Below are 26,536 nucleotides of genomic sequence, written 5' to 3'. Positions count from 1 at the left end.
CATGAAAATAAAGGTTTGTGGCTTAAAGCACCCGGAAAACATCAAGGCGGTATCTGCATTAAAACCGGATTATATGGGCTTTATTTGTTACGGAGCTTCGCCGCGTTATATTGATGCTTTACCCGCTGATGCACTGGTTGCTTTGCCCCCTGCTATACATAAAACCGGGGTTTTTGTAAATGAAACTGCCGAAACTATCAATTTACTGATCGATCGATACGGTTTTGATACCATTCAGCTGCATGGCGACGAAAGCGCTGAGTTTAGCAGCACTTTCAGGGAGAAGGTAACCGTTATTAAGGCCTTTGGGGTTGATAACGATTTTGATTTTAGTCTGCTTGAAAATTATGCGAACAATGTTGATTATTTCATGTTCGATACCAAAACATCAGGATATGGTGGTTCGGGTAAAACATTTGATTGGGGCATTTTAAATAAATATACGTTGGATATTCCTTTCTTTTTATCAGGCGGTATAAGTCTTGATAATTTAAATGAGGTAAAGAACATTACACACCCGCGGTTTTACGCGGTCGACCTAAATAGCCGGTTTGAAACGGAACCGGGTGCAAAAAGTATTGAAAAGTTAGAAAAAGCATTTGATATCATCAAAAAACAAACCATTACAGATGAAATACGGAGTTAACGAACATGGTTATTATGGCGATTTTGGCGGCGCTTATATTCCCGAAATGCTATATCCAAACGTTGAGGAACTAAGGCGGCAATATATCAGCATTATTAACGATCCTGATTTTAAAGCCGAATTTGATGACCTGCTAAAAAATTATGTGGGCAGGCCTTCGCCTTTGTATCATGCCAAAAGATATTCAGAAAAATATGGTGCTAACATATTTTTAAAACGCGAAGATTTGAACCATACCGGTTCGCATAAGATCAATAATGCCATTGGACAAATATTGCTGGCCAAACGTTTAGGTAAAAAACGCATCATTGCCGAAACCGGCGCCGGACAGCATGGTGTGGCAACCGCTACAGTATGCGCGCTCATGGGAATTGAATGCGTGGTTTATATGGGCGAGGTTGATATGGCCCGCCAGGCCCCGAATGTATCACGTATGAAAATGCTGGGTGCTACCGTAAGACCGGCATCATCGGGCAGTAAAACACTCAAAGACGCTACTAATGAGGCCCTGCGCGACTGGATAGCCAACCCGGTTGATACGCATTACATTATAGGCTCCGTAGTGGGACCGTACCCATATCCGGACATGGTGGCGCGTTTCCAGTCTGTTATATCAGAGGAAACAAAAAAACAGCTGGTTGAACATACCGGTAAAGCACTGCCTGATTACGTGTTGGCCTGTGTAGGCGGCGGCAGCAATGCCATGGGCATGTTCTACCATTTTTTGGATGATGAAGAAGTTAAGCTTGTTGCTATTGAGGCGGCAGGTAAGGGTGTTGATAGCGGCCACTCGGCAGCTACCACTTTTTTGGGTCACGAAGGTGTTTTACATGGCAGCCGTACCATTCTGATGCAAACTCCAGACGGACAGGTTGTTGAGCCATACTCTGTTTCGGCCGGGTTGGATTATCCGGGTATTGGACCGCAGCATGCCTATTTATATAAAATAAACCGTGCGCAGTATGTAAACATCACAGATGATGAGGCGCTGAAGGCTGGTTTGCTTTGTTCGCAGATGGAAGGCATAATCCCGGCTATCGAATCATCACATGCGCTGGCATATCTTGAAAAAATGAAGTTTAACCCCAGCGATAATGTTGTGATCTGCCTGTCGGGCAGGGGAGATAAAGACCTGGATACTTATATAAAATATTTTAATTATTAGACCAGAATTTTCAGAATTAAAGAATGATCAGGATTTAATCGGTGAGTGTTTACTCATGCTGCAGATTCAAAAATTCTGAAAGTTTCAACTCAGACAATCAACTACAAACAATTAAATGAACCGCCTGAACCAGCTTTTTGCATCAAAAAAAGATAACCTGTTATCTATATATTATACAGCGGGTTATCCTGCCTTAAACACTACTGTTGATATTGCCGAAGCTTTGGAGAAAGCCGGGGTCGATTTCCTGGAGATAGGTTTCCCATATTCAGACCCTGTGGCCGATGGGCCAACCATTCAGCACAGTTCTGAGCAGGCACTGGAAAATGGCATGACGCTGAATAAGCTTTTTGAAGAATTAACCGAATTGCGCAAGCGTGTTACCATACCCATATTACTGATGGGGTACGTTAACCCAATAGTACAATATGGCGTTGAACTTTTTTGTAAAAAAGCCGCCGAACTTGGCGTGGACGGCATCATTGTTCCTGACCTGCCCATGTATGAGTACGAGGAGTTATATTCATCCTACTTTACTGATAATAACTTAAGCAATATATTCCTGGTTACCCCTCAAACATCACCGGAGCGCATCCATAAAATTGACGGATTAAGCAATAGCTTTATTTACCTGTTATCCTCATCATCCATAACCGGGGGCAGTTTGCAGCTTACCAATAGCATTGAGGATTATTATAAGCGTATTAAAAGCATGGAGCTTTCAAACCCAACTATTATAGGTTTTGGCATATCAGACAATGCTACCTTTACAAAAGCCTGTGAATATGCCAACGGCGCTATTGTGGGCAGTAAGTTTGTAAAGCTGCTGTCTGAAGATGGTTATATGGAAAAGATCCCTGAGTTTATCAGGTCAATAAGACCATAAGGCTAAATAAAAATGTTATGAGGCAACTGCCGATATAGCGTTATCCCAACAGCTCCATAAAATATTCGTCTGTAAAATCTTTGGCAAAATGCAGCACGTTTTGCAGTTTTTCAAACTCATGCGGCTCATGGGTAGTAGTGATCACTACGGTTTTTATACCGGCGTTTGCCGCTGCTTCGGCACCTTTGGGTACGTCTTCAAACACTACACAATCGGCAGGCTGTACGTTTAACAGCGCTGCTGCTTTTGAAAATGTTTCGGGATGTGGTTTGCTCAGCACTACATCATCAGCGCTTACAATGGCCTTAAAATAGTGCCTGATGTTCAGGTTATCCAACACAAAATCAATATTGAAGGGAATAGCCGCCGAACCGATAGCCATAGGAATACCCTTTTGATAAGCAGCATCCAAAAATTGGTGCAACCCGGGCAATAGGGCCAGATGCGGTAAAAATTCCTGCTGATATTTTTCTTCCTTTTCATAGGACAGCCTGTCCATTTCTTCTGCAGTGAAACGGTTAGGACCAAACATCCTTACCAGTACCTCAGCGTTTTTGCCATACATCTGGGGCTTTACTTCATCCCAGGTAAAATTGCCGCCCAGCTGGTCATTTAAAAGCGTTTGCCATGCTTTGGTATGATAGGTCATATCATTGATCATGGTTCCGTTAAGGTCAAAAATAAAGGCCTTCATAGGGGGATAGTTAATTTTTGGGCAAACATAACGGTAAAAAGATAAAAATTGCCATAGCATTGTATTCTTTTGCCGGGAGTAAATTTGGGCTGCTGGTTTATTTGTTGTAAACCAGTAGTTTATAAAATCCGGGTGTTCTTAATTTGATCAACGGCTTTGTGTTTGCAAAATAATATGTACCTTGCGACCTTTAATAAATAAAATAATGCAAAAAGAAGGAACAGTAAAATTTTTCAATGAAACAAAAGGTTTTGGTTTTATTACACCAGCAGGTGGCGGTCAAGACATCTTTGTTCATTCAACAGGCCTGATCGATGAAATCCGTGAAAATGATAAAGTGGAGTTTGAAGTAGAGAACGGAAGAAAAGGTTTAAATGCGGTAAATGTAAAAGTTATTTAATTATAATATAATCATTAAGCATACAGGCATCCACTTAGTGGATGCCTTTTTTTATGCATTTAAAAAACGCTGCAGCTAAAACTGGCATTGTTGTTGTTTAGGTTAGCTTAGGTTGAATCATCTACATAAAAAACTCAAAATGAAAGATCAAGCAAAAATTATTGCAGCACTTTTAGTAGGCGCAGCGGCCGGTGCCGCATTAGGTTTATTACTTGCCCCTGAAAAAGGCGGTGAATTAAGAGAAGATATTGCAGATTATATCAATGACCTGGTTGATACCGCTAAAAACAAAGCACAATCAACAGCCAGCAATATCAGGGAATACGGCAGCAGCGCCATTGATAAGGCAAAATCAAAGTTTAGCGGTACCGTTAGCGATTTGTATGACCGTGCCGAAGACGCTGCCGATGCGGCAAAATCAAAAGCCAAAGACGTGGCCGACCATGCAAAAGATTTAGGTGAGGATGCAAAAGCCAAGGTTAAAAGCACGGCAAACGATTGGAACGATTCTGTACAGGGCGCATAATTTTTAGTACTATATGAAAACAAAAACGGCCAGTAATTACCTGGCCGTTTTTGTTTTAGGGGATTTAAATATTATTTAACAATAAACTTATTGTTACTTACATCGGCATCCATAAATATGCCGCCATCCAATACCGCCGATTGTATGGTTTTGCCGGTTTTAAGGTTAACGGTTATTTGTTTTTGATTTTTTTCCCAAACATTTGGTGTTTGGTGTATGCTTTCGCTTGTACCATCGGTATAGGTTAGTTTAACATCAAACGGAACAGCAAAACCACCAATGTTTTTAACAGAGGCCGCATAACCACCTTTTACCTTGCTTACACTTTGCAGGGCCAGGTCAATGTAATAATTGGTGAAAAACCAGTTATTGAAAAACCAGTTCAGGTTTCGGCCGGATACATTGCTCATGGAGTTAAAATAATCCCAGGGGATAGGGTGTTTGCCGTGCCAGCGGTCCATATAGCCATGCAGGGCTTTTTTAAACAGGGCATCGCCCAGCATATCTTTTAAAGCAAAATAGCTTAATGATGGTTTCCCATACGCGTTATTGCCATAACCGGCCCTCAATTCGCTCGATGGGGTAATAACTGGCAGGTCTTCGGCTGTCGAGGCGTCAGTTATCCATCTTTCAACCCTGAAGTTTTTATAAAGGGCGTCAGCTTTTTCCTGGCCCACTTCGGCGGCGCCTATGAGCCGCTCAAAGGTAGTTGCCCATCCCTCGTCCATAAAAGCGTAACGGCTTTCATTAATGCCCATGTAAAAGGGGAAGTAGGTGTGCGCAATTTCGTGGTCCTGTACAAACTGCGAAAACTTCACATCCTCATTATGGCTGTCATTTACCATCATAGGGTACTCCATATCGGCAAATCCCTGAAAAGAGGTCATTTTTGGGAACGGATAGGGTACACCCGGCCAGTTATGCGATAGCCAGCTTAATGAATTGCGGCCATTTTGCACAGCTAGGTGAAAGTCTGCAGCATTGTCTAAAAAAGCGGCCTGCATACTGGCCCTACGGTGGGCAGCGTCATCAACAACCACACTGGCTGCATCCCAAACATAATGGTCGCTTATGCCAACAGCCATATCGCTGATGTCATTGGCTTTCCATGTCCAGGTATTTACATCGTTTTGAGCGGTTATATTTTTCTTAGCCAGGTCGGCCGCGGTTGCTACATGTATGGTAGAGTCGCTGGTAAAGGATGCCTGCAGGCGACCGGCATACTCGGGTTGTAACACCTGGCCGGGGTTTTGTAACGTGCCTGTAGCCCAAACTATGTAATTTTTGGGCGCTTTTACATGCAGGGTATAATCATTAAAGTCGTTATAAAACTCCTGCGCATCCAAAAACGGAAGCCTGTCCCAGCCATTATAATCATCATAAACAGATACCCGGGGATAAAAATAAGCCAGGTAGTAGGTAGTTGAATCGATCATCCCCTCGCGCCCGCTTTGCAGCGAGATCTGGAAATGCCAGGCAATATCGAGCTTAACCGAATCATGCGGCATCAGGGGTTTATATAAACCCACCATCTGGTTGGTTGATGCTATGGCATTGTTAACTTTTTTGGGCCGGCCATTAATCAGGAAGGTATCAATCTGTATGCCGGAGGTTAAATAATCTGCTTCTGCATTGGCATACCTTGCCGCGCCGGGTTTGTGTATATTCAATATCAACTTCATATTAAGCGCCTTTAAGGTATCCGGGCTATTGTTGATATAGGTGATCTGTTCGGTGCCTTTTATGTTGCGGTCTGGCGGCAGAGCGGTTATAGTAATGTTGTAACGGCCGCGATTTTGCCAGTATTTTTTACCGGGGTTACCATCTGGCGAGCGGGTTCCGTTTTTGTAAGCATACTGTATATCGCGGGGCATATACAAATCCTGGGCCTGTAACTGCACCAGCAAAAAGCAGGAGAAAAGTGTCAGCGTAATAGTTTTGATCATGTCTTTAGTTAATATAAGTGCAAATTAATGTAAATGGATCAACATTTAATAAGCGATAATCATGAATTTGATAACTGTTTATATTAATATAAGCCATGGCGGGCACGGCAAATTATTTATGATTTGGTAACAAATTTGTAACAATAAATAATTTGGCGTCAAATGTTTTGCTTGTCTGCAATATATTTTTTTACTTTGTTTAAGTTATTTTAATAGGGGTATTAAATAACTAATATTTAAGCCATCTGCGTAAAGCGGGTGGCTTTTTTTATTGTTATTGATGACAACTAAGCTCCTAATTATCAGTCATATACTCTTTCGATATCAGCATAAAGAGCTGGTCGTTATCCATCGACTCATCAAAACACTCGGTAAGCAGCTGCCTCACATTATCATAATTTAACTGTTTGGCTACTAAAATGAGCATGCGGTATGAGGTTATATTTATATGTTCAAGTAATTGAACGTACATGATCACATCCATATCGCTTAATATAGGCAGCGTTTGTTTTTCATCAAGGCAAAACCCATCCTTAATTATTGATTTTAAAGGGTTGCAGTTTTTGTCGGACGGCTTTTCACCAATAATCCCATATATTTCTTCCATCCGTGTTATCTGTTTCTTAACATCGTCCCAAAACTCCTGAATGGCCAGCTGTAAAGCGGTGAATGACGCGTACTGTATTAACTGAGCCAGGTGATTATCAAGATAACGTTTGCCAAAGTATATGCGGTTTAGGTTATGAATAAATACTTGCTTTAATAGCTGGGGGCTTAGTGTGGCCGGTATACTGTTTTTCATGACATTTAATTATAAAGTGATTGTTTAAGGGTAGCGGTAATTCAACTAAAAAAGAGCTGAATTGTTTAATTAAATGTAATATTAATGTGTTACGCTTTCGCGGCGTAGAAGATTTCTCTTTCGCACCCTCCCTCATTCCTCTCCCTGCTCTATCGAAATGACATTTTAAAAACTACCCTGTACAACAAGAATGCTAACTTGTCCTGAGAGGTCCTGAAACAAGTCAGGATGACCTTCTTGTCTTCCAGGGTTCTCTGCGAGAGACCCTGAGGGGGGTGAAAAATGAAGTCATGCCGAACTTGTTTCGGCATCCCATCATTAAAGCTATACAATAAGAATGCTAACTTGTCCTGAGAGATCCTGAAACAAGTTCGGGATGACCTTCTCGCGCTATTAAAGAAGATGCTTCACTCCGTTACCCATGACGGCTTGCTTTTATGTCATTATGAGCGACGCGTGGCAATCCCGGCATTACAGGGCCGCCCTGTGTAGTTCGCAATTGCTTCGTACCTCGCAGTGACGCGCGGGGAGTGTTGTCATCCTGAGCGATAGCGAAGGATCTTCTTCGCCCTGCTAAACGCCTGGCCCATAGGCGGACGGGCCTGTCACCCTGAGCTTGTCGAAGGGTGCGCGTAGAGGCCTTTCCCCGCTATCCTTCGACAGGCTCAGGATGACAGCCCTTTTTGTGTCATTCCACTTTCAAATACAAAAGCATTTTTTGCAGCACGCCAAAACGTTGGCCTAATTAGCAGTCCAGCGTTTTATTTATATACCGGTATGTATATATAAGCTAACTTTGCGTGTTGATATATTAAACTATGAAATATAAATTAGGCGATTTTGTACGGTTTGTTGATGAAAAGATGGAGGGCTTTGTTACCCGTATAATTGACGACCAGATGATAGGTGTTACCGGCGAGGACGAATTTGAAATACCGGTACTGGCCAGTAAAGTAACCACGGTACATGGTTATGAGCCTGCCGGCACAAAAAAAGCTGCTGCCGAAGATAAACCGGTAATATTGGGAGAGTTTGAAAAGAAAGGTATTTATGCAGGTGTAATTGCCGATGCGCGGGCCAGTTCGGTAGTGCATTTTTACCTGGTGAACAATACCTCGTTCCAATTGCTTGCCGCGCTCACTACCGAAAAACAGCAGGTGTTTAAAGGTGAGTTTGCAGATATTGTGGCTGCTAAGTCGGCCACTAAAATATACTCAGCTCAACTGGCCGACCTGCAGGTGTGGCCCAGGTTTATTTTCAATATTGTTTACAGCACCAAACAAAACATTGAACCGCCAGCGCCGCTGGTAGTTGAGGAAAAATTTAAAGCGAAAGATTTTTCGACATCCAAAAAAGCCATACCCTTATTAAGTGAGCCGGGATGGCTGATACGCCTGGACGAACCCGAACTGGTGATTGATGCCCAAAAGTTAAAAGAAAGTTTTTTTAAATCGCCGGAAGAAAAGGTAGTGCTGGAAAAACCGGCCAGCGAAGTTGACCTGCATATTGAAAAGCTGCGCGACGACCACCAGTTTTTGCAGAACAGCGAAATGCTGAACATTCAACTGGCCCATTTTAATAAAGCGCTTGATGCGGCTATTGTACACCAGCTTCCCGATGTTGTATTTATTCATGGCGCCGGCAATGGCATTTTACGCCATGAACTGCATAAAATATTAAGCAAGCACCCCAAAGTACAAACCTTTATGGATGCCCGGAAAGAAAAGTTTGGTTACGGGGCTACCAAAGTAATTTTAAAATAGGGAAGAGGGCTGTTCAACAATAAGGGTTTGGCTTTATCTTCATATATAAAAAAAGGACAGGTCATCCTGAACTTGTTTCAGGATCTCACAGGATGGACAATATCCTTGTTATATAGCTTTAATGATGGGATGCCGAAACAAGTTCGGCATGACTTTACTTTTAATCATGACTTCACTTTTAAACATGATAATCAGTCTCCAAAGAAGACAGGTCATCCTGAACTTGTTTCAGGATCTCACAGGACGGATACATGCTCAGCCATGAATTTAAAACCCTTACTTGAATACCGGCTTGGTTTTTTATTTATTCAAGCTATCAACCTTATCAAAATATTCTTTTTGCAGCTGCAATGTAACGGTATCGGCCTTTATGGCTTTCAGGGCGCTAACAAAACTTGCAATCTCATGGTCTGTAGTGAACTTACCCAACTGATTGCTTGCTTTGGCCCCCTCGCCGGCGTAATGATTTGGATAGGCTGCGTACCACCATATTGGGGTATAAACGTTTGGCAGGTTTAAACGGTGCTGGTTGGCTCCTGATTGTGATGCGGCGCGGTCCATCCGCATAAGGTCGGGCCGGTAATAGAGCAGGGTTGAAGTTTCGCCCTCACCGGCATGCTGGTCATTCTGTGGGTCGGATTGGTGCATTTTAAGATACTGATCGGTAAATTCCTTGTCGTTTTGCGGCTGATAGAAATATACAGCATAATTATGGCGCTTGTTAAGCAATGATTGCATAAAAAACCTGATAAACTCAGGGTTGCCGCCGTGCCCGTTGAGTATCACTATTTTGTCGAAACCATTGCGGGCTATTTCGTCGCAGGTTGCCTCCAGCAGTTCCCATATTACTTTACTTGGCAATGCAAATGTGCCCGGCTGGTGTCTGGCCTCATTTATTTGTCCGTAAAAATAATCAGGGAACACTACCGCGTATTCCGCTTTAACGGCACGGGCCGCCCATTCGCGAACGTGAATCAGATCGGTACCGATGGGTGAGTGGGGACCATGTTTTTCCAATATGCCAATAGGCAGTATGCAGGTTTTTGATGATTTTTGAAGCGCCTGCGAAAAATCAGAGGCAACAAGCTCGTCCCAGCGGGCGGGCAATTGCTGCGCGCCGGCAACGCCCGAAAACAGGATAACGGTAAATAAAAGTAAATAGGATTTCATTTGCTTACACAATTGGTTAATAAAATTAGCTATGGGGATGGAAGGGAAATTACAAAAATATTTTATGCAAATACTTGTTTACCACCAGGTAATATAAATTTTACGTAGCCGGTTTATTGTAAGTTGGGCAGCGCGTAACAAAAAGCGGCGCCTTTTACGCCTGAATTTTCAACCCAGATGCGGCCGCTCATTTTTTCGATGAAATCCTTACAAATCATCAGGGCAACGCCCGCGCCTTTTTCCTTCTCGTTACTATAACGCATTTCGGCCTTGAAATTAAACATCGACCCCATTTTTTCGGGAGATATGCCCTGACCCTCGTCCAGTACACAAAAAACAGTTTCGCCGGGATGTACCGTGGCCGAAATAAGTATAGTGGAATACATTGGCGAAAATTTAATGGCGTTATGTATAAAGTTGCGGTGAATAAACTGCACCAGCTCCTTATCGGCATGGATAGTAATATTGCTGTCAATACTATTTACAAACTTAAGCTGATACTCCTGGCTCATGAGGCTAAAGGGCTGCAGGGCCTCGTCAATGAGGTCTTTAAGCGATAGGGCTACCGGCTGGTAGCTAAAACCCGAAAGCTGTTGTTTTATCCACTGCAGTATGTTTTCAAATATCTCCAGCGAAATGGTAGATGAATGTTCCATGGTGTCAACCAGTTCCATCAGCTCATCACGCGTAAATGAATCAGTATCTTTTAAAACGGTTGCCAGCGTTTTTAAGGTGCCGATGGGCTGTCTGAAATCATGCGCCAGGATAGATACCAGGCGATTATTAAATTCATGGTCGATCTCCAATTTTTTATTACGCAGCAGTACCGACCTGTTCAGTGCTTCAAGCGTTGCGGCATGTTTTTGTTTGAGGCGATATAAACGGTATATGAACAGTACAGTTATGGCGGTTAACACCAGCAGGATAGCTAACACGATAGACAATACCTTGCGGCTTTGGCTCCGGGCGGTAATGGCCCCAAGCTGCTGGTCCTTTAGCGCGTAATCTATATAATCAAATCCCGAAGTATTGGTAAACAGCTCTTCGTCGTCATAAAGCTTTAATAATTTAGCACTGTACCGCCTTACTTCGGGCAGGTTATTTTGGGTAATGTAAATATCAAACAACTTTTTTCCGAACAGCTTTTCATACAGGTGATAACCTTTCAATTCGGCTATATCAAGCCCCTGCTTGTAATATTCAATAGCCTTATTGATATCCGAACTATAGTACAGATCGCCCAGGCTTTGAATAATATCAAGGCTAAGGTAGTTCAGGTCCATGGCTATACCTTCCGTTGCTGTTTTCTTTAATAAGCTGATGCCTTTTTCGCGCTCGTTATGTTGTAAATATAGCTGTGCCTGTATCTGATCAGTGACTAATAAAACCCGGTTATCTTTATATTTAGTGGCTATCTGTTTAGCCTGGTTGAGATAAATATTTATCGAATCTTTGGGTATTTCAGAAGGGTACATCAGCAGGTAGTTGCAGAGTACGAGCGACATGATCGAATCTTTTTGAATCTTGCCGCCGAGGTATAAGGCTTTGTTTAAAAACTCAATTGCCTTGTTATCCTCTTTATTCTCATTAAAAACAAGGCTGATGTTCATTAGCGCCTGAACCACGTTTGATGAATCATGTATGGCCTGGTAATGGTTATAGGCATCGTTATAATAGCGAAGCGATAGCTGAAGGTTGCCCTTCAGGTCATAAACTATCCCTATGATGTTTAAGGCGTCAGCCTCGCCCTGTCTGTATTTTAACCTTTCGGAAATGGTGCGGGCCCGTTTGGCGTAGTAAAAAGCGCTGTCTACATTACTTTCATACATTAACATTCCCAGGCGGTTAAGGGCATCAACATATTTGGTACTGTCGGTAATAAGGGGCAGGTTTTTTTTGATCTTACTGATATTAATTAACTGACCATAACCAGAGGTGGCTACAAACAGCGTCAATAAAAAAAGGCCAAAAAATTTTCTCATTAATCAATACCCATTAGGCTATAGCGAGCATCACTGTAAGCAAAGGTTGTGCCGCTAATTCCTGTTATACGAAATAAGAATACAGAGAGTTGAGCCCAATAGTAAATAAAATCAGAGCAGATAGGGTAGACCGATAAAAAAATTAAAGATGAGTTTATTCACCCCATGCAGTGATAACCAAATTTCGCGGACCACCATAATTGCGGTGCTCACATAAATAAATACCCTGCCACATGCCCAGCGCCGGCCTGCCGTTACGGATGGGGATCATTACCGAGCTGCCCAGCAAGGCGGCCTTTAAATGGGCGGGCATGTCATCGGGGCCTTCATCGTCATGTAAATAGTCAGGATCGTTCTCGGGCACCGTTTTGCTAAAATACATTTCAAAGTCGCGGCGCACGGTAGGGTCAGCATTTTCATTAATAGTGAGTGAAGCCGAAGTGTGTTGGATAAAAACCTGCATTATACCGGTTTTGATATGGCCTAACTGCGGCATAGCGTGTAAAATTTCGGTGGTGATTAAATGAAAGCCGCGTTTCCGTTCTTTAAGCTGAAGTGTTTGTTGAAATATTTGCATGTTTTTATGACTTTGCCCAAGGGGTAAATTTACGGTGCTTTTTGATACGTTTAAAAATTGCCCTATAAAAAAAAGTGGCGGACCCCGCGAATGTTTATCCTTTGGGGTAACTTTTACTTTTTGTTTAAAAAAGCGTTGTTTTTATATTGAAAATTGATGTAAAAGTGTTAAATATGAATGTTTAATACACCAATTGGAGTTAAATTACTACGATTTTAACATGTAAACAGGTCAGTATTGATTTTGTTGCAAAGAAGAGATGAGATGGCTTGCATGGGGGTTCATATGAGAGGATTAAAAAAAATCAGGCTATTTGTCCAATTTACGATTTGGTGTTCGTCATTGGATTTTAACACATAAAACTTAATAAAATGAAAGATTTCTTATTTGTATTCAGGAATGATCGTCAGGGAATGCCTCAAGGTTCACCAGAAGAACTTCAGGCTATAACTCAAAAATGGATGGATTGGGTAGGTGGTATTGCTGCCCAAAACAAACTGGTTGACCGGGGAAACCGCTTGGTTGCAAACGGAAAGGTTGTAAGGCCAAACAACGTGGTTACCGATGGCCCGTATACCGAAATTAAAGAGCTTATAGGCGGGTATACTTTAATAAAGGCTGAATCACTTGATGAAGCTACCGAATTGGCAAAGGGCTGCCCTGTCTTATCTTTTGGCGGTAATGTGGAGGTAAGGGAGATCAACCCGTTATAAACCTCAGCTAAAACCTGCAAAACTAAACAAAGCCATCGCGTCCAAATGGCTTTGTTTAGTTTTTTTTAATGCTCTTCTGTTCAATCCGAGCAGTTGATCATACCCTTTAGCTATGGTTTATCAATGGATTTACGATCCCCCCTTAACCGACCGGAAATGAACGGTTCTTTGTATCAAAACTGAACAAGCGTAAATGTTTATGTGTTATAACTAATTCATAATCAATTATATAAAACGATGGCATTTGCTTTGATACACCTTTTAACAAGTAGGGAGGTTATCATGAAACACCATAAACAATTGGAACGGCGCACATTTACACAGGACCGTTTCGATATATTAATAAAGCGTCAGAAAAGCGGGAAGGCAACCTTTAATGAACTTACCGAACTTGATGATATTGTAAATCGTGATCCCGCCATACGCGAAAGTATTTTAGAAGAAATGCAGGGATTGGATGATCCTTCTGAAGGTAAGAATAACGATAACACACTTATTACCACACCTGTAAGATCACAAACCCTGCTCGATAAAATCATCTCCTTTTTAGGACGATTATTTATTTCAAATGAAAGCGGCAGTTTGACATCCGGCTTGTTAACATAAAATTCGTTTCTGATCCCTCAATACTCCATCAACAGCCAACTTTTTCCAGCATAGTGGCGCCTTATCTTAACCCGCATACAGCTTATTTGCGTTGATTAACATGCCTTTTGCCGTAGTGGCGATAATGTCGTAATAAAGTCCATCATTATAGTAACATTAACTATTTTATAATCTGTTTTAATCAGGCAGATTTACATTGTTATGCAATTCATTGAAACAAATGCAGGTCGTGCCGTGCAAAGTGAAACCTGGAAACAAAAAAAATATTATAACGATATGATGATCAAACTACTAAATCAATCCTGAAAAATGAATAGTTCAAAAACTTTCAATAGCCGGTATATTATCGGCATCTCCTTTATTTCGGCTTTGGGTGGCTACCTTTTCGGGTTTGATTTTGCCGTGATATCCGGCGCTTTGCCATTTTTGCGAACACAATTTGCTCTCGACCCTGTATGGGAGGGCTTTTTAACCGGCTCATTGGCCCTCGGCTGTATCATAGGCTGCCTGTTAGCCGGTAACCTGGCCGACCGCTATGGCCGCAAGCCTGGCCTCATGGTTGCCGCTCTGATTTTTGCGGTTTCCTCAATTGGTATCGCATTTTCGCAAACATTAACCTACTTTTTAGTATTGCGTTTCGCGGCTGGTATAGGAGTGGGCATGGCCTCCATGCTTTGTCCAATGTATATAGCCGAGGTTTCGCCGGCCGAAGTACGGGGCCGTAATGTAGCCATTAACCAGCTTACTGTAGTAATTGGTATCCTGATCACCAATTTGGTGAACTATTTTTTGGCTGACGCAGGGCATGACGCCTGGCGGTGGATGTTTGGCCTTGGCGTGGTGCCATCCGCTGTTTTTTTGATCGGAGTGACGTGGCTGCCAGAAAGTCCAAGATGGCTTATGAAATCAGGGCAGGCAGCAAAAGCCAGGCATGTGCTTGCCAAAATTGGCACAGCAGATTTTGCCGAATCTACCATGAAAGCAATTGAACGATCTTTATCAGGCGCCACCACCAAACAATCCTATAAAATGGTGTTTGAGAAGGCGGTGCGCCCGGCTGTGGTGATAGGCATAGCCCTGGCTGTGTTTCAGCAGTTTTGCGGCATCAATGTAGTGTTTAACTATACTTCAACCATATTTGAATCGGTAGGGGCAAATTTAAACCGTCAGCTTTTTGAAACCGTTTCCATAGGTATAGTTAACCTGGTATTCACCCTGCTGGCTATGTGGCAGGTTGATAAACTTGGTCGCCGCCCGCTCATGCTGGTAGGTTCATTAGGTTTGTCCATACTATACATTGTGCTGGCTATTGCGCTGCAAAACCATTTCCCGGCAACGTTAGTGTCCATTTTTGTGTTGCTGGCTATCAGTACTTATGCTATTTCGTTAGCACCGGTTACCTGGGTGCTTATTTCCGAGATATTTCCTAATAAAATAAGGGGTGTTGCATCATCAGTAGCCATTGTTTCTTTATGGGCGGCTTACTTTATACTGGTTTTTACCTTTCCTATACTGGCCCAAAAATTAGGTACTTACGGTCCGTTTTATTTATATGCGGGTATCTGTTTCCTGGGCTTTTTGTTTGTAAAGGCGCGCGTTAAGGAAACTAAGGGTCAAACGCTGGAAGAGCTCGAAGAAAATTTAATAAGACATTAATTATAAGATATATATGCATCATTCAACTGTATCCGTTTGGGAAGAAAAGGTAATTATCCCTACTTATAACGTTGGCAAACCCGATAAAAACCCTATGTTTTTTGAAAAAAGGGTTTATCAGGGTAGCAGCGGTGTGGTTTATCCAAACCCAGTGATCGAAAAAATTGCCGACGAAAAGGCTGATAAAGAGTACACAGCCTTGTTCCTGGAGAATAAGTACTTGAAAGTAATGGTATTACCTGAACTTGGGGGGCGTATTCAAATGGCTTTTGATAAGATAAAACAGAGGCATTTTATATATTATAACCAGGTAATTAAGCCAGCGTTAGTTGGTTTAACCGGCCCCTGGATATCAGGAGGCATAGAGTTTAACTGGCCGCAGCATCACCGCCCCAGCACCTTTGATCCGGTTGATTATATGCTGGAAGAACACGCCGACGGCAGCAAAACCGTTTGGGTTAATGAGGTGGAGCGTATGTTCCATACCAAAGGCATGGCAGGCTTTACACTCCACCCGGATACGGCTTATATCGAAATAAAAGCCAAATTGTTTAACCGCTCGGCTCTACCACAAACCTTTTTATGGTGGGCAAACCCTGCTGTAAAAGTGAACGATTATTACCAGTCGGTGTTTCCGCCTGATGTAAATGCGGTGTTTGATCACGGTAAACGTGATGTGTCAGATTTTCCAATCGCTACCGGCACTTATTATAAAGTTGACTACTCGCCCGGTACTGATATATCGATGTATAAAAATATTCCGGTACCTACCTCATATATGGCCATCAACTCCGATTATGATTTTGTGGGTGGTTATGAGCACGACTCACAAGCAGGTTTATTGCACGTGGCTGATCATCATGTATCGCCCGGTAAAAAGCAGTGGACCTGGGGCCACAGCGATTTTGGCCAGGCCTGGGACAGGAACCTTACCGACGAGGATGGGCCATATATTGAATTGATGACCGGTGTATTTACTGATAACCAGCCCGATTTTAGCTGGCTGATGCCTTACGAGGAAAAAACCTTTACGCAATATTTTTTACCATACCGCGAGTTGGGCCTGGTGAAAAATGCCACAAAGGATATCTTGCTGGCGTTAAGCAAGGACGGTGATAAGGTAACTATTAAAATACAGGTTACTTCAGAACAGGCTAACTTAAATATTCAGCTGAACTACAAAGGCGAAGTCCTATTTACCGGGCTTACATCCATAGTTCCGGAAAATGTTTTTGTAAAGGAACTTCCCGTTGATGCCGGGCTGAACGAAAAAGAACTCCTGCTGAGCATCACCGACAACCGCCATCAGGAAATATTGCGTTATGAGCCCGCAAATAATAAACAAAATGAAATGCCAACGGCTGCAAAACCGGCCCCCGAACCAGTTGATGTAGCAAGCGTAGAGCAGTTGTTTTTAACCGCTCAGCATCTGGAACAGTACCGTCATGCAACGTACAGCCCCATACCATATTATGAAGAAGCGCTACGCCGCGAACCAACAGACGTTCGCAACAATAATGCACTGGGAAAATGGTATATCCGCAAAGGGCAGTTTGCCAAAGCCGAACCTTATTTAAGACAAGCGGTAAATACCGGTATCCAGCGTAATCCTAATCCTTATGATAGCGAGCCATATTATAATTTAGGTTTATGTCTTAAATATCTTGGTCAAACAAATGAAGCTTATACCGTATTTTACAAGTCGACCTGGAGCAACGCCTGGAAAGATTCCGGATTTTTCTGTGTAGCGCAGATTGATATGGCCCGCGGGCATTACCTGCTGGCGCTTGATCATATTACGCAATCATTGGACAGAAATGCCGGCAACAGCAAAGCTTATGTAATTAAAGCAGCGGCATACCGTAAGCTTGGTCAGCCCAATAAAGCTTTAAAAGTAGCCGCCGAAGCTTTAGAAAGGGACGGTTTTAACCTGGGCGCCGTCTTTGAGAAAATATTGGTTTACAGGCTTATTAATGAGCCGGAAAATGCGCAAGAAAGCCTGGGCAAATTATTACTGCTTTCCCGCGGCGACGATCAGAATTTTATAGAATATGCTTTGGATTATGCTTCGGCCGGTTTATATAATGAGGCATCGCAATTATTACAGCTGATAGTAAAGCCAACAGAGTCAAATCCTATAGTTTACTATACACTGGGTTGGTTAAGCCACCGTAGCGGAAGGAAGGCAGAAGCCATGGAGTGGCTTGCAAAAGCGGCTGCTGCAGATCCCTACCTGTGTTTCCCTAACCGTTTGGATGAGATTGGTATATTACAGCTGGCAGCTGAAGTTAATCTAACTGATGCCAAAGCACCATATTATCTTGGTAACTTATTTTATGATAAGCGTCAGTACAGCGATGCGGTAAGCTGGTGGGAAAAATCGGCCACTTTGGATGCATCATTCCCGACGGTTTTCAGAAACCTGGCCATAGCTTATTTTAACAAGCAAAATGACGAGCAAAAAGCGTTGAAATATTTTGAAAAAGCTTTTATGCTTGATAAAACTGATGCCCGTGTTTTAATGGAGTTGGATCAGCTTTACAAAAGGCTTAACAGATTGCCCCAACAGCGCCTTAAGTTTATTGAAGATAACCCGGAGGTAGCAAATCAGCGCGATGATGTTTATTTGGAAAGGGTAACGCTATATAATCTTTTAGGGGATCATGAAACCGCGTTGAACCTGCTTAGAAGCCGCCAGTTTCATCCCTGGGAAGGGGGCGAGGGTAAAGCATCCGGCCAGTATGTATTTAGCCTGGTACAGCTGGCTAAAGCCGACATGGAAAATGGTTTGTATGAAAAAGCTATTGATAACCTCAACGCGGCCAAAAATTATCCGCATAACCTGGGCGAAGGTAAGCTGTATGGTACCCTGGAAAACGATATTGATTATTGGCTGGGTTGCGCTTATGAAGCATTAAATGAGCCCGAACCGGCAAAAAAATACTTTGAGCAGGCAACGGTGGGGCTTGATGAACCCTCGGCGGCGGTATTTTACAATGATCAGCAACCCGATAAGATCTTTTATCAGGGCCTGGCCTGGAAAAAACTGGGCCGGCATGAGCAGGCCAGCCATATATTCAAAAAATTGATTGATTATGGCGCGAAGCACACAAATGACGAAATAAAGATAGATTACTTCGCTGTATCTCTGCCCAATCTGCTGATATTTGATGATGATCTTAACCTGAGGAACCATATCCACACCAGCTTTTTACAAGCCCTTGGGTTATTGGGTTTAAACGAGTTTGAAGCAGCTAAGAAAATACTGGACAACATATTGCAGCTTGATACATCACATGCTGGCAGTAAAATTCATCTGAACATGGCAAAGCAATCAGAAAGTTTAACTGTTGACCGCGTACCCAAAACCTAAATAAGCAATGAGCCAAAGTACTACCCAAATAACATACAAGTTATGGGGCGAATACGCAGGGCAGCCGGTATATCTTTTCAGGATGGAGAACGCCGGTGGTGCTTATGTGGAATTAACCAATTATGGTGCAACGCTGGTTTCTGCTGTGGTTGCTGATGCCGGTGGAAGGTTAGGTAATGTGGTGTTAGGATTTCAATCGTTACAGGCTTATTTAGATGATGAGTGTTACGTGGGTTCAACAATTGGCCGTTACGCTAACAGGATAGGCGGTGCTAAATTTAAACTTGACGATACTATCTGGTTCCTGGAAAATAATGATGGCAAGAATACCAATCATGGTGGAAAAAACGGTTTTAATTCAAAGGTATTCAAATACCTTATTTCCGGCGACAGATTATTTTTTAGTATTCGAAGTGAGGATGGCGAAGGCGGGTATCCGGGTAATCTTGAATTCACCGTACATTACCGTTGGACGGACATGAACGAATTGATCATCAGTTATCGCGCGTCGACTGATAAAAGAACTGTTGCCAATTTTACCAACCACGCCTATTTTAATTTATCAGATTCCGAGGCTAAAATATTTGATCACCGGCTTACTGTTCATGCGGATAATAAATTGGAAACCGACGCAGAATATATCCCCACTGGAAATATCAAACCACTTGGAGACAACAGATTGATCGATACATCTGTTAAAAACACAATGCGGGTAGGCGACCACCGCGTTATAGGTTTAAATGATTGTTACCTGCTTAATAAGCAAAACCAAACCTTACATGAACCGGCAGCCGAGCTGGTTGAAAAAAAATCAGGCAGAAAACTGGAAATATTTACTACCTACCCTGCTATAATAGTTTATACCGCCGATTTTCTTCAAAGTAAACATCCCGGGCACCATGCGCATCCATACAGCGCGTTTGATGGTTTATGTCTTGAATGTCAATATTATCCTGATAGCCCAAACCATCCCAATTTTCCTGCTACGGTGCTGGAAGCAGGAGATATTTACCACCAAACCATTATTTATAAGTTCAGCACAATGGCCAAAGCTGTTAAGTAAACCAGGCGTATCAGGCTTAAGGTACTCTGAGAATTGCCTGGGCCTTTACTTCTACGCTGATGTTTGTACTCTGGAATATAATTACTTTTGAGTTTATAAGTAATACCATAAACACATGACCGATTATAAACTGGAGGCAGCAAAAGCCGCGTTTAAATTTATTAAAGCAGGCCAAACCATTGGTGTGGGTGCCGGAACAACTGTTTTTCATTTGGCAGATATGATCAGCCAGGATAAAGACCTTGCACAGGCTGTTACCTTGGTGTCATCATCCTTTAAAACCAACGCTTATTTACTGCAACACAACCTTAATATAAAATCCTCGTCTATGATAAAGCACCTGGATATTTATTTTGACGGATGCGATCAATTTGACCGGCAACTTAATGCCTTAAAAAGCGGAGGTGGTATCCATACGTCCGAAAAAGTACTGGCATCAATGGCTACAGAATTTATATTGATGGGTGATGAAGCTAAATTTAGCCCTGAACTGGATGCAACCTATCCTTTAGTGGTGGAAATTTTGCCGCAGGCCTTACAAATAGTGCTCAGCAGACTTGCATCGGCGTGGCTAGGGGCAACAGTGAAATTGCGTATGAGCAATCAAAAAGACGGCGCCCTTATTTCGGAAAATGGTAACCTCCTTGCTGATATCCAGTTTTTAGGCCTGCCCGAATTAAAGCAATTGAATACGGAGGTAAAGATGATTCCCGGTGTGGTGGAGCACTCGCTGTTTTACGGTATGGCAACAAAGGCTATTGTTGCGGGTGAGGGCGGCGTGCAGGTAATTACACCCTCAAAGTAACGGCTGTTCACTTTACGCGGTAAATATTTTATCTTTAAAGCTTAACCTAAAAAACAATAAAATGATGTTCCTGCTAAAGTCCAAACGCTCACGTTCGTTGTTGTTTGTCCTGCTTTTTTTGATCCCCGGTGTAAAAACCTATGCAAAGGTTGGCCAGGTTAATAACCCCGACTCTTTATTGCAAAAAGCATATATATTAAACATAATGCACAAGGTTGCCGACTGGCAATTGAATGAATGGAACACCAATGGGTTTAAGCATCCTAAAGTTGATTGGACCAATGCGGCTTGTTATACAGGTATTTATGCATTAGGCTCTATCAAAAATAATGAGAAATATTTAACCGCATTGGTTAATATTGGTAATGATTTGAACTGGAACACCGGCCGTGACCGTTTTATGGCCGATGATTATTGTATAGGGCAAACCTACGCTTTGCTTTATACCCGATATAAGGATAAAAAGATGATAGCGCCATTCATATTGCTGGCCGATAGTATTGTAAATAAACCACATGATGAGTCGTTGGAGTGGAAAAATAAGATCGCCTCGCGGGAATGGGCCTGGTGCGATGCCCTGTTTATGGGGCCAACTGCATTGAGCTATTTGAGCAGCGCTACCGGGAATCGGCAATATTTAAATATAGCTACTAAACTCTGGTGGAGAACTACCGATTATTTGTATGATCCTGCCGAACACCTTTATTTCAGGGATGGCAGTTACCTGGACAAAAAAGAAAAGAATGGCAAAAAAGTATTTTGGGCCCGGGGTAACGGATGGGTGCTTGCAGGGTTGGTAAGGGTAATGGAAAATATGCCGGCCAATGACCCCGAAAAAGCCAGGTTTGAAAAATTGTATCGCGATATGGCCGCCAAAATAGCTTCGCTGCAACAACCTGATGGTAGCTGGCATGCCTCGCTACTTGATCCGGAAAGCTACCCGGTTAAAGAAACAAGCGGTACCGGGTTTTACTGTTATGCATTGCTATGGGGGCTTAATCATGGTATGCTGGATAGTAAAACGTATTGGCCGGTGGTGAAAAAAGCATGGGCCGCACTGGCAAGCTCTGTTCAGCCAGATGGCATGCTGGGTTATGTACAGCGTATAGGCGCCAGTCCGGATGCGGTAACCGAAAACAGTACCGAGGTATATGGCGTGGGCGCATTCCTGCTTACCGGCACTCAGCTCTATCAGTATTTGAATAAGCATCCGGAGGCAGGCAAAAACTAAACCCCCGCTGTTTTGAATAAACCTGTCATTGTGCTTGCTATAAATATCATACATATATATGATTGAAAAAACACAAATGCCAGGGTACCTTTATTGTTTACTAATAAGATAAGAAATTGGATATCAGGGTTTCCATATTTGATGATAACAATGCCTTGCGCGATAGCCTGTGTTACTTAATTTCCGGTACGCCGGGCTTTGTGGTTGCGGGTACATACCCAGATGGTAATCAGGTTCTTCAACATTTATACCGCGATGCAACTGATGTGGTATTAATGGATATTGACATGCCCGGTATAAATGGCATAGAGGCCACAGCCCTGATAAAAGGTCATTTTCCGGATGTTAACGTACTTATCCTGACTTCTTATGATGATAATAACAAGGTTTTTGCCGCTATTCAGTCCGGAGCAACGGGTTATCTGCTCAAAAAAACCTCGCCAGCTAAAATACTGGAAGCCATAATTGATGTAAACCAGGGCGGTGCGCCCATGAATGCCGGTATTGCGCGGAAGGTACTTGACTTTTTTCGCGAAAAAAAGAATATTGCCACTAACGAATATGACCTGTCGGCCCGGGAAAAAGAAGTGCTTAGCTGCCTGGTAAAAGGCGATAGTTATAAAATGATAGCTAACCATTGCTACATTAGCATGGGTACTGTATGTACACACATTGCCAGCATTTATAAAAAGCTGCACGTAAACTCCAAATCAGAAGCCGTGGCTAAAGCCATCCGCGAGAGATTGATCAATAGCAGCCTATAGCCTGTTTATTTCCCATCCGTTTAAAAACCATAAGCTTATATGATTGATTGGCATGGCCATATTCAGCATCTTAGCATGACAAACAAACCGTTATCATGAAAACAGTATATACCCTTATTACCGTCGCGGGCAAATGGCTAAGGGAATATCCGCGTAAAACTACTTACCGGCAAACAGGAGACCGCGTAAATACACTGATAATAAATACAGTAAATTCCGAAACCCAGTTGAGTAGTATTCCGCCTGTTATTGTGAACAGCATAAAGTATTTTTGACAATATCAAATAAGCGTTAGCAGAATTGTAATGAATAACAAAACATATATAATAAGTTAGCAAGCCTCCGGGTATTTCATGGCCTGGAATAAAAATAATAAGTTATAAATTAGGGATAATAACTTAGGAACAGTCGTCTGCAGTAATGTAGCGGCTGTTTTTTTTGTTTACTGGTTGCTTTAAAATAATGTTAACTGCGCCACATGCCTTTTTAATATTTATATACTAAAAATCAGTTATTTTTATTGCTGCAATTATCACCATCAATTTAACATGATCAGTAATACCGGTAAAAAACTTGCCATATGGGCAATTGTAATTTGTTCAGTATGTGTTAGTTTTTACAATGCTAACGCGCAAAGTGGTAAACCCCGGTTTAAGGTAATAGCCTTTTATACTGCCCGAAACGACAAGGCACATATAAGCTTTGTACACGAAGCCAACCGATGGTTTCCGCAAATGGCCAGGAAGTATAATTTTACGTACGATTCCACCAATAACTGGAGTAATATGAACCCCAGATTTTTGGACAACTACCAGGTGGTGATATTTTTAGATACCCGCGCCGATGATCAGGGGCAGAGGACGGCATTTGAACAGTACATGAAAAAAGGCGGTGCCTGGATGGGTTTCCACTTCGCGGCCTTTGCGCTCACTCCTTCAGATTATCCGCAAAACTGGGACTGGTACCATAACGAGTTTTTGGGGTCGGGTCAGTATAAAAGCAATACCTGGCATCCAACTTCGGCCATTTTAAGGGTTGAGGATACCAGCCATCCGGTAACAAAAGGGTTGCCGGCCACCTTCAAAGCATCGCCAAACGAATGGTACCGGTGGGAAAAAGACCTGCGTACCAATACGGATATTAAAATTTTGTTAGCCATTGATTCTACCAGCTTCCCCCTCGGTACGGGGCCTAAGCCTTATGAGATATGGCATAGCGGCTATTACCCGGTAGTATGGACCAATAAAAAATATCGTATGGTTTATTTTAACATGGGCCATAACGCTATTGATTATGACGGAGGGACGGATAAGGAGCAATCACAAACTTTTGATAACGACGTGCAAAATAAGCTTATCATGAACACATTGTTGTGGTTGGGAACAGGGAAAAAGTAAATACTCCTTCTAATTCTTCGTAGCGGTGTCATTTTTACTAAAAAATATTCCGCTTGAGCACGGGATGAAGGTGTGGTTTTTACCTTTGACGATCACCGTACACCTATGAAGAAATTAAAAGAGCTATTTAACAAGATTAAGGAATTACCGGATAAAGACAGGCAGGATATTACCAGCCTGCTTTGGCAGCTTATTTGCTATTCGCCAAAATTTCCGTTAAGGCTGCAGCAACAGCAGTTGCTGGATGAGGCCACACCGTTTAGCCTGGAGGCTGATGACCCACATTTTAGCCGCTCGGCATTGAAATTTAACGGTTTTATATGGGGCAACGGTAGCCGTAAAGTACTGATCACGCACGGATGGGGTTCCAAAGCAGCAGACTTTATCGACCTGATCGCGGCCCTCCGCTCTATTGAAGATTTGCAGGTTATTGCTTTTGATGCCCCGGGTAACGGCAGTTCAGAAGGTGAATTATCCAACCTGATGCTTTTTGCCAAAGCTACGGAAGCAGTTATTACAACTTATGGTTCACCAGAGATAATGATCGGTCATTCGTTGGGTGTAATGGCCAATACGATGGCTACACAGGAAACCGGCACCAAGCCGAATCTGTTAATAAGCATAGCTCCTATGGTGAGGCTAAAAGAAAACTTCATTGCTACCATGACCAATGCTGATGTTCCGAAAATAGCACAAGATAAATTTTTTGAGAATTTCGAGGCCATATTTGGAATGCCCACATCTCAATTTGATCTTTCGGAAATGTACACGCCTGGTACTGCTGTAAGGCATTGGCTGGCCTACGACCCCGAAGACAAAGTGGCACCCTTTGCTTATTTGCAGGAGCTTTTAACCGCATGTCCTGCTATTTCAACCAAAGAATATGAAGCCACCGGTCACGAGAGGATCATTAAGGATACCCGACTTATTGCTGATATTCTGAAGCTGGTACGGGGGTAAATCATCAACATTCCGCCCTCTTACACTACTTCGTTCTGTACTCCTGAATAATACTTCAGTTCTATGAGGTCATGAGGCAGTGCTTTAGTGTTCCAGGCCTGGTGTATGGCAAGTGCTGTGCCTACGGCGGTAGCCTGCGCCATTGACGCGGCATAAACTTCCAGATGAGGGAATGCAAAAGCCAGCAGGTGCATAAACACCGTGTTTTTGCTAAAACCGCCATCAACAAATATCCTTTGTACTTTACAGCCTTGCAGCACATAACCTGTGGATATGGTTTGCTGCTCAACAATATCTATCATAAGTTGATGGTAGGCTTCTGTATCGTTATTAAAGTCTGCAAGGTTACGCTGCTCAAAAACCGATTTCTGCAATTCTCCTTCCTGGATTTTTGACTTCAGGGTTGCTTTTGCCTGCAGCCGTGCAACAATAGCAGGGTCATAATTCATGGTACGGTACCTGATCACATCCTGGTTAAAATGTGCAGCAATACGTTTTACCTGCTGCTCATACTCATAACCGGTAAACAATCTCGAAGCTTTAACCGGGCCACCTTTATATTGCAGGTAGTTGAGGCAATCATTCTTTAATTCTTCTTCAGTAAGCGGTGTTTGATTAAATGGATTCAGGCTGATAGACCACGTACCCGTAGATATCAATACAAAGGGCATATTAAAGCTCACCAGATAGGGGATAAGCGCAGCAGAACTATCGTGCAAGCCAATCCCTACACTGTAGGTACTGCCCGGAAATACCGCCGAAAGTACATTGTCGGCAGGCTTAAGAGGTGCCAATTTGGGCAGGATACCTTCTTTATTAACCCATTCATGGTAAGTGTTGTGGTTAAAATCCCAAAGCGCGGTATGACAGCCAATACTGGTCAAATCAGTCACCATTTGACCGCTGAGCAGGTAGCTCATATATTGCGGTAAATGCAGGGCGTATTTTACCTTATTAAATACTTCGGGCTGCTGATATTTAAGCCGGTACAGCTGCAATCCTGAATTTAAATTGCCCAAAACAGGCGAGGCAGTTTCGCGGGCAAACCGGGCTTCATCGCCATAGGTTCCGTAAAACTGCCTGCCCAACTCTGGTGGATATGGTTTAAGGTAATTATACAAAGGGGTAAGGGGCCGGCCATCTTCGTCAACATAAACAAAGCTGGCTCCATAGGTTGAAAAGTTGACCGCTTTAAGGTCAAACTCCTTATGCTTAAATATTTCCCTCAGCGAGTCAAATACAGATAGCCGCAGGCTGTCCAGATTTTCGCAAGGGTCGCCGTCTTCATCGTGGGTTTCTGTAAACCGGGCCGTTCTTTCAAAAACTATTTTATAGTTCTCATCAAAAAGAAACAGCTTTTTATTGGTTTTACCAACGTCAAAAACAGCTATAACAGGTATTTGCTCCATAG

Annotated in this window: 24 protein-coding genes; 17 read left to right on the top strand and 7 right to left on the bottom strand. The window is 42.7% G+C overall.

Annotated features, from left to right (window positions below):
- The first annotated feature begins 1 nt into the window (after nucleotide 1).
- The 3 genes from J2W55_RS23040 (at nucleotide 2) to trpA (ending at nucleotide 2,697) form a co-directional block, all read left to right on the top strand.
- The gene (locus tag J2W55_RS23040; RefSeq protein WP_310101815.1) at nucleotides 2-646 is read left to right on the top strand and encodes a phosphoribosylanthranilate isomerase; all 645 of its coding nucleotides are present in this window, start codon (nucleotides 2-4) and stop codon (nucleotides 644-646) included.
- Nucleotides 630-1,811, top strand: a complete 1,182-nt coding sequence (trpB, locus tag J2W55_RS23035) for a tryptophan synthase subunit beta (protein WP_310101812.1) — start codon at nucleotides 630-632, stop codon at nucleotides 1,809-1,811. Before J2W55_RS23040 ends, trpB begins: the two co-directional genes overlap by 17 nt.
- A gap of 115 nt (nucleotides 1,812-1,926) precedes the next feature.
- Entirely contained in the window at nucleotides 1,927-2,697 is a 771-nt protein-coding gene (trpA, locus tag J2W55_RS23030; RefSeq protein ID WP_310101808.1) for a tryptophan synthase subunit alpha, read from the top strand.
- Nucleotides 2,698-2,737: 40 nt separating this feature from the next.
- Here the strand turns inward: trpA and J2W55_RS23025 are convergent, their stop codons facing one another.
- Nucleotides 2,738-3,391, bottom strand: a complete 654-nt coding sequence (locus J2W55_RS23025; RefSeq protein ID WP_310101806.1) for an HAD family hydrolase — start codon at nucleotides 3,389-3,391, stop codon at nucleotides 2,738-2,740.
- Between the two features lie 205 nt (nucleotides 3,392-3,596).
- Here J2W55_RS23025 and J2W55_RS23020 point away from each other — a divergent pair, with 205 nt between their 5' ends.
- A complete protein-coding gene (locus J2W55_RS23020; protein ID WP_076377605.1) occupies nucleotides 3,597-3,791 on the top strand; it encodes a cold-shock protein in 195 nt (64 codons plus the stop codon).
- A gap of 139 nt (nucleotides 3,792-3,930) precedes the next feature.
- A complete protein-coding gene (locus tag J2W55_RS23015; RefSeq protein ID WP_310101799.1) occupies nucleotides 3,931-4,317 on the top strand; it encodes a YtxH domain-containing protein in 387 nt (128 codons plus the stop codon).
- A 71-nt stretch (nucleotides 4,318-4,388) separates the two neighbouring features.
- On the opposite strand, the gene J2W55_RS23010 is transcribed toward J2W55_RS23015, so the two are convergent.
- On the bottom strand, nucleotides 4,389-6,263 hold the full coding sequence (locus J2W55_RS23010; protein ID WP_310101796.1) for a M1 family metallopeptidase: 1,875 nt from the start codon (nucleotides 6,261-6,263) through the stop codon (nucleotides 4,389-4,391).
- A 295-nt stretch (nucleotides 6,264-6,558) separates the two neighbouring features.
- Nucleotides 6,559-7,065, bottom strand: a complete 507-nt coding sequence (locus J2W55_RS23005) for a DUF892 family protein (RefSeq protein WP_310101793.1) — start codon at nucleotides 7,063-7,065, stop codon at nucleotides 6,559-6,561.
- A gap of 818 nt (nucleotides 7,066-7,883) precedes the next feature.
- Between J2W55_RS23005 and J2W55_RS23000 the strand changes: the two genes are divergently transcribed.
- Complete coding sequence (locus tag J2W55_RS23000; RefSeq protein WP_310101791.1) at nucleotides 7,884-8,828, top strand: Smr/MutS family protein; 945 nt, start codon at nucleotides 7,884-7,886, stop codon at nucleotides 8,826-8,828.
- Nucleotides 8,829-9,128: 300 nt separating this feature from the next.
- Here J2W55_RS23000 and J2W55_RS22995 read toward each other — a convergent pair whose 3' ends face one another.
- From J2W55_RS22995 to J2W55_RS22985, 3 genes are all read right to left on the bottom strand, one after another.
- Nucleotides 9,129-9,998, bottom strand: coding sequence for a creatininase family protein (locus J2W55_RS22995; protein ID WP_310101789.1), 870 nt, complete (start codon nucleotides 9,996-9,998; stop codon nucleotides 9,129-9,131).
- A gap of 113 nt (nucleotides 9,999-10,111) precedes the next feature.
- A complete protein-coding gene (locus J2W55_RS22990) occupies nucleotides 10,112-11,980 on the bottom strand; it encodes an ATP-binding protein (RefSeq protein ID WP_310101786.1) in 1,869 nt (622 codons plus the stop codon).
- A 154-nt stretch (nucleotides 11,981-12,134) separates the two neighbouring features.
- Nucleotides 12,135-12,557 (bottom strand): secondary thiamine-phosphate synthase enzyme YjbQ, encoded by a 423-nt coding sequence (locus J2W55_RS22985; protein WP_310101784.1) that lies wholly within the window; start codon nucleotides 12,555-12,557, stop codon nucleotides 12,135-12,137.
- A gap of 371 nt (nucleotides 12,558-12,928) precedes the next feature.
- On the opposite strand from J2W55_RS22985, the gene J2W55_RS22980 reads away from it, so the two are divergent.
- The 11 genes from J2W55_RS22980 (at nucleotide 12,929) to J2W55_RS22930 (ending at nucleotide 25,125) form a co-directional block, all read left to right on the top strand.
- Nucleotides 12,929-13,270: a YciI family protein gene (locus J2W55_RS22980; protein ID WP_310101781.1), complete on the top strand. Its 342-nt coding sequence runs from the start codon at nucleotides 12,929-12,931 to the stop codon at nucleotides 13,268-13,270.
- A gap of 282 nt (nucleotides 13,271-13,552) precedes the next feature.
- Nucleotides 13,553-13,876, top strand: coding sequence for a hypothetical protein (locus tag J2W55_RS22975; protein WP_310101778.1), 324 nt, complete (start codon nucleotides 13,553-13,555; stop codon nucleotides 13,874-13,876).
- 309 nt (nucleotides 13,877-14,185) lie between these two features.
- Nucleotides 14,186-15,532 (top strand): sugar porter family MFS transporter, encoded by a 1,347-nt coding sequence (locus J2W55_RS22970; protein ID WP_310101775.1) that lies wholly within the window; start codon nucleotides 14,186-14,188, stop codon nucleotides 15,530-15,532.
- Nucleotides 15,533-15,545: 13 nt separating this feature from the next.
- Nucleotides 15,546-18,905: a tetratricopeptide repeat protein gene (locus J2W55_RS22965; RefSeq protein ID WP_310101772.1), complete on the top strand. Its 3,360-nt coding sequence runs from the start codon at nucleotides 15,546-15,548 to the stop codon at nucleotides 18,903-18,905.
- Nucleotides 18,906-18,912: 7 nt separating this feature from the next.
- The gene (locus J2W55_RS22960; RefSeq protein ID WP_310101770.1) at nucleotides 18,913-19,968 is read left to right on the top strand and encodes an aldose epimerase family protein; all 1,056 of its coding nucleotides are present in this window, start codon (nucleotides 18,913-18,915) and stop codon (nucleotides 19,966-19,968) included.
- 115 nt (nucleotides 19,969-20,083) lie between these two features.
- Entirely contained in the window at nucleotides 20,084-20,773 is a 690-nt protein-coding gene (rpiA, locus tag J2W55_RS22955; RefSeq protein ID WP_310101768.1) for a ribose 5-phosphate isomerase A, read from the top strand.
- A gap of 61 nt (nucleotides 20,774-20,834) precedes the next feature.
- Nucleotides 20,835-22,004: a glycoside hydrolase family 88/105 protein gene (locus tag J2W55_RS22950; RefSeq protein WP_310101766.1), complete on the top strand. Its 1,170-nt coding sequence runs from the start codon at nucleotides 20,835-20,837 to the stop codon at nucleotides 22,002-22,004.
- A gap of 116 nt (nucleotides 22,005-22,120) precedes the next feature.
- The gene (locus J2W55_RS22945; RefSeq protein WP_310101765.1) at nucleotides 22,121-22,768 is read left to right on the top strand and encodes a response regulator; all 648 of its coding nucleotides are present in this window, start codon (nucleotides 22,121-22,123) and stop codon (nucleotides 22,766-22,768) included.
- Nucleotides 22,769-22,863: 95 nt separating this feature from the next.
- On the top strand, nucleotides 22,864-23,043 hold the full coding sequence (locus tag J2W55_RS22940) for a hypothetical protein (RefSeq protein ID WP_310101761.1): 180 nt from the start codon (nucleotides 22,864-22,866) through the stop codon (nucleotides 23,041-23,043).
- A gap of 273 nt (nucleotides 23,044-23,316) precedes the next feature.
- Nucleotides 23,317-24,165 (top strand): ThuA domain-containing protein, encoded by an 849-nt coding sequence (locus J2W55_RS22935; protein ID WP_310101758.1) that lies wholly within the window; start codon nucleotides 23,317-23,319, stop codon nucleotides 24,163-24,165.
- Nucleotides 24,166-24,270: 105 nt separating this feature from the next.
- Nucleotides 24,271-25,125: an alpha/beta fold hydrolase gene (locus tag J2W55_RS22930; RefSeq protein ID WP_310101755.1), complete on the top strand. Its 855-nt coding sequence runs from the start codon at nucleotides 24,271-24,273 to the stop codon at nucleotides 25,123-25,125.
- A 20-nt stretch (nucleotides 25,126-25,145) separates the two neighbouring features.
- On the opposite strand, the gene J2W55_RS22925 is transcribed toward J2W55_RS22930, so the two are convergent.
- The gene (locus J2W55_RS22925; RefSeq protein ID WP_310101752.1) at nucleotides 25,146-26,534 is read right to left on the bottom strand and encodes an FGGY-family carbohydrate kinase; all 1,389 of its coding nucleotides are present in this window, start codon (nucleotides 26,532-26,534) and stop codon (nucleotides 25,146-25,148) included.
- Nucleotides 26,535-26,536 lie beyond the last annotated feature (2 nt).

Origin of the sequence: Mucilaginibacter pocheonensis, assembly GCF_031456535.1 — a bacterium.
Classification (GTDB): Bacteria; Bacteroidota; Bacteroidia; order Sphingobacteriales; family Sphingobacteriaceae; genus Mucilaginibacter; species Mucilaginibacter pocheonensis.
This window is presented reverse-complemented; position numbering and strand designations above follow the sequence as displayed.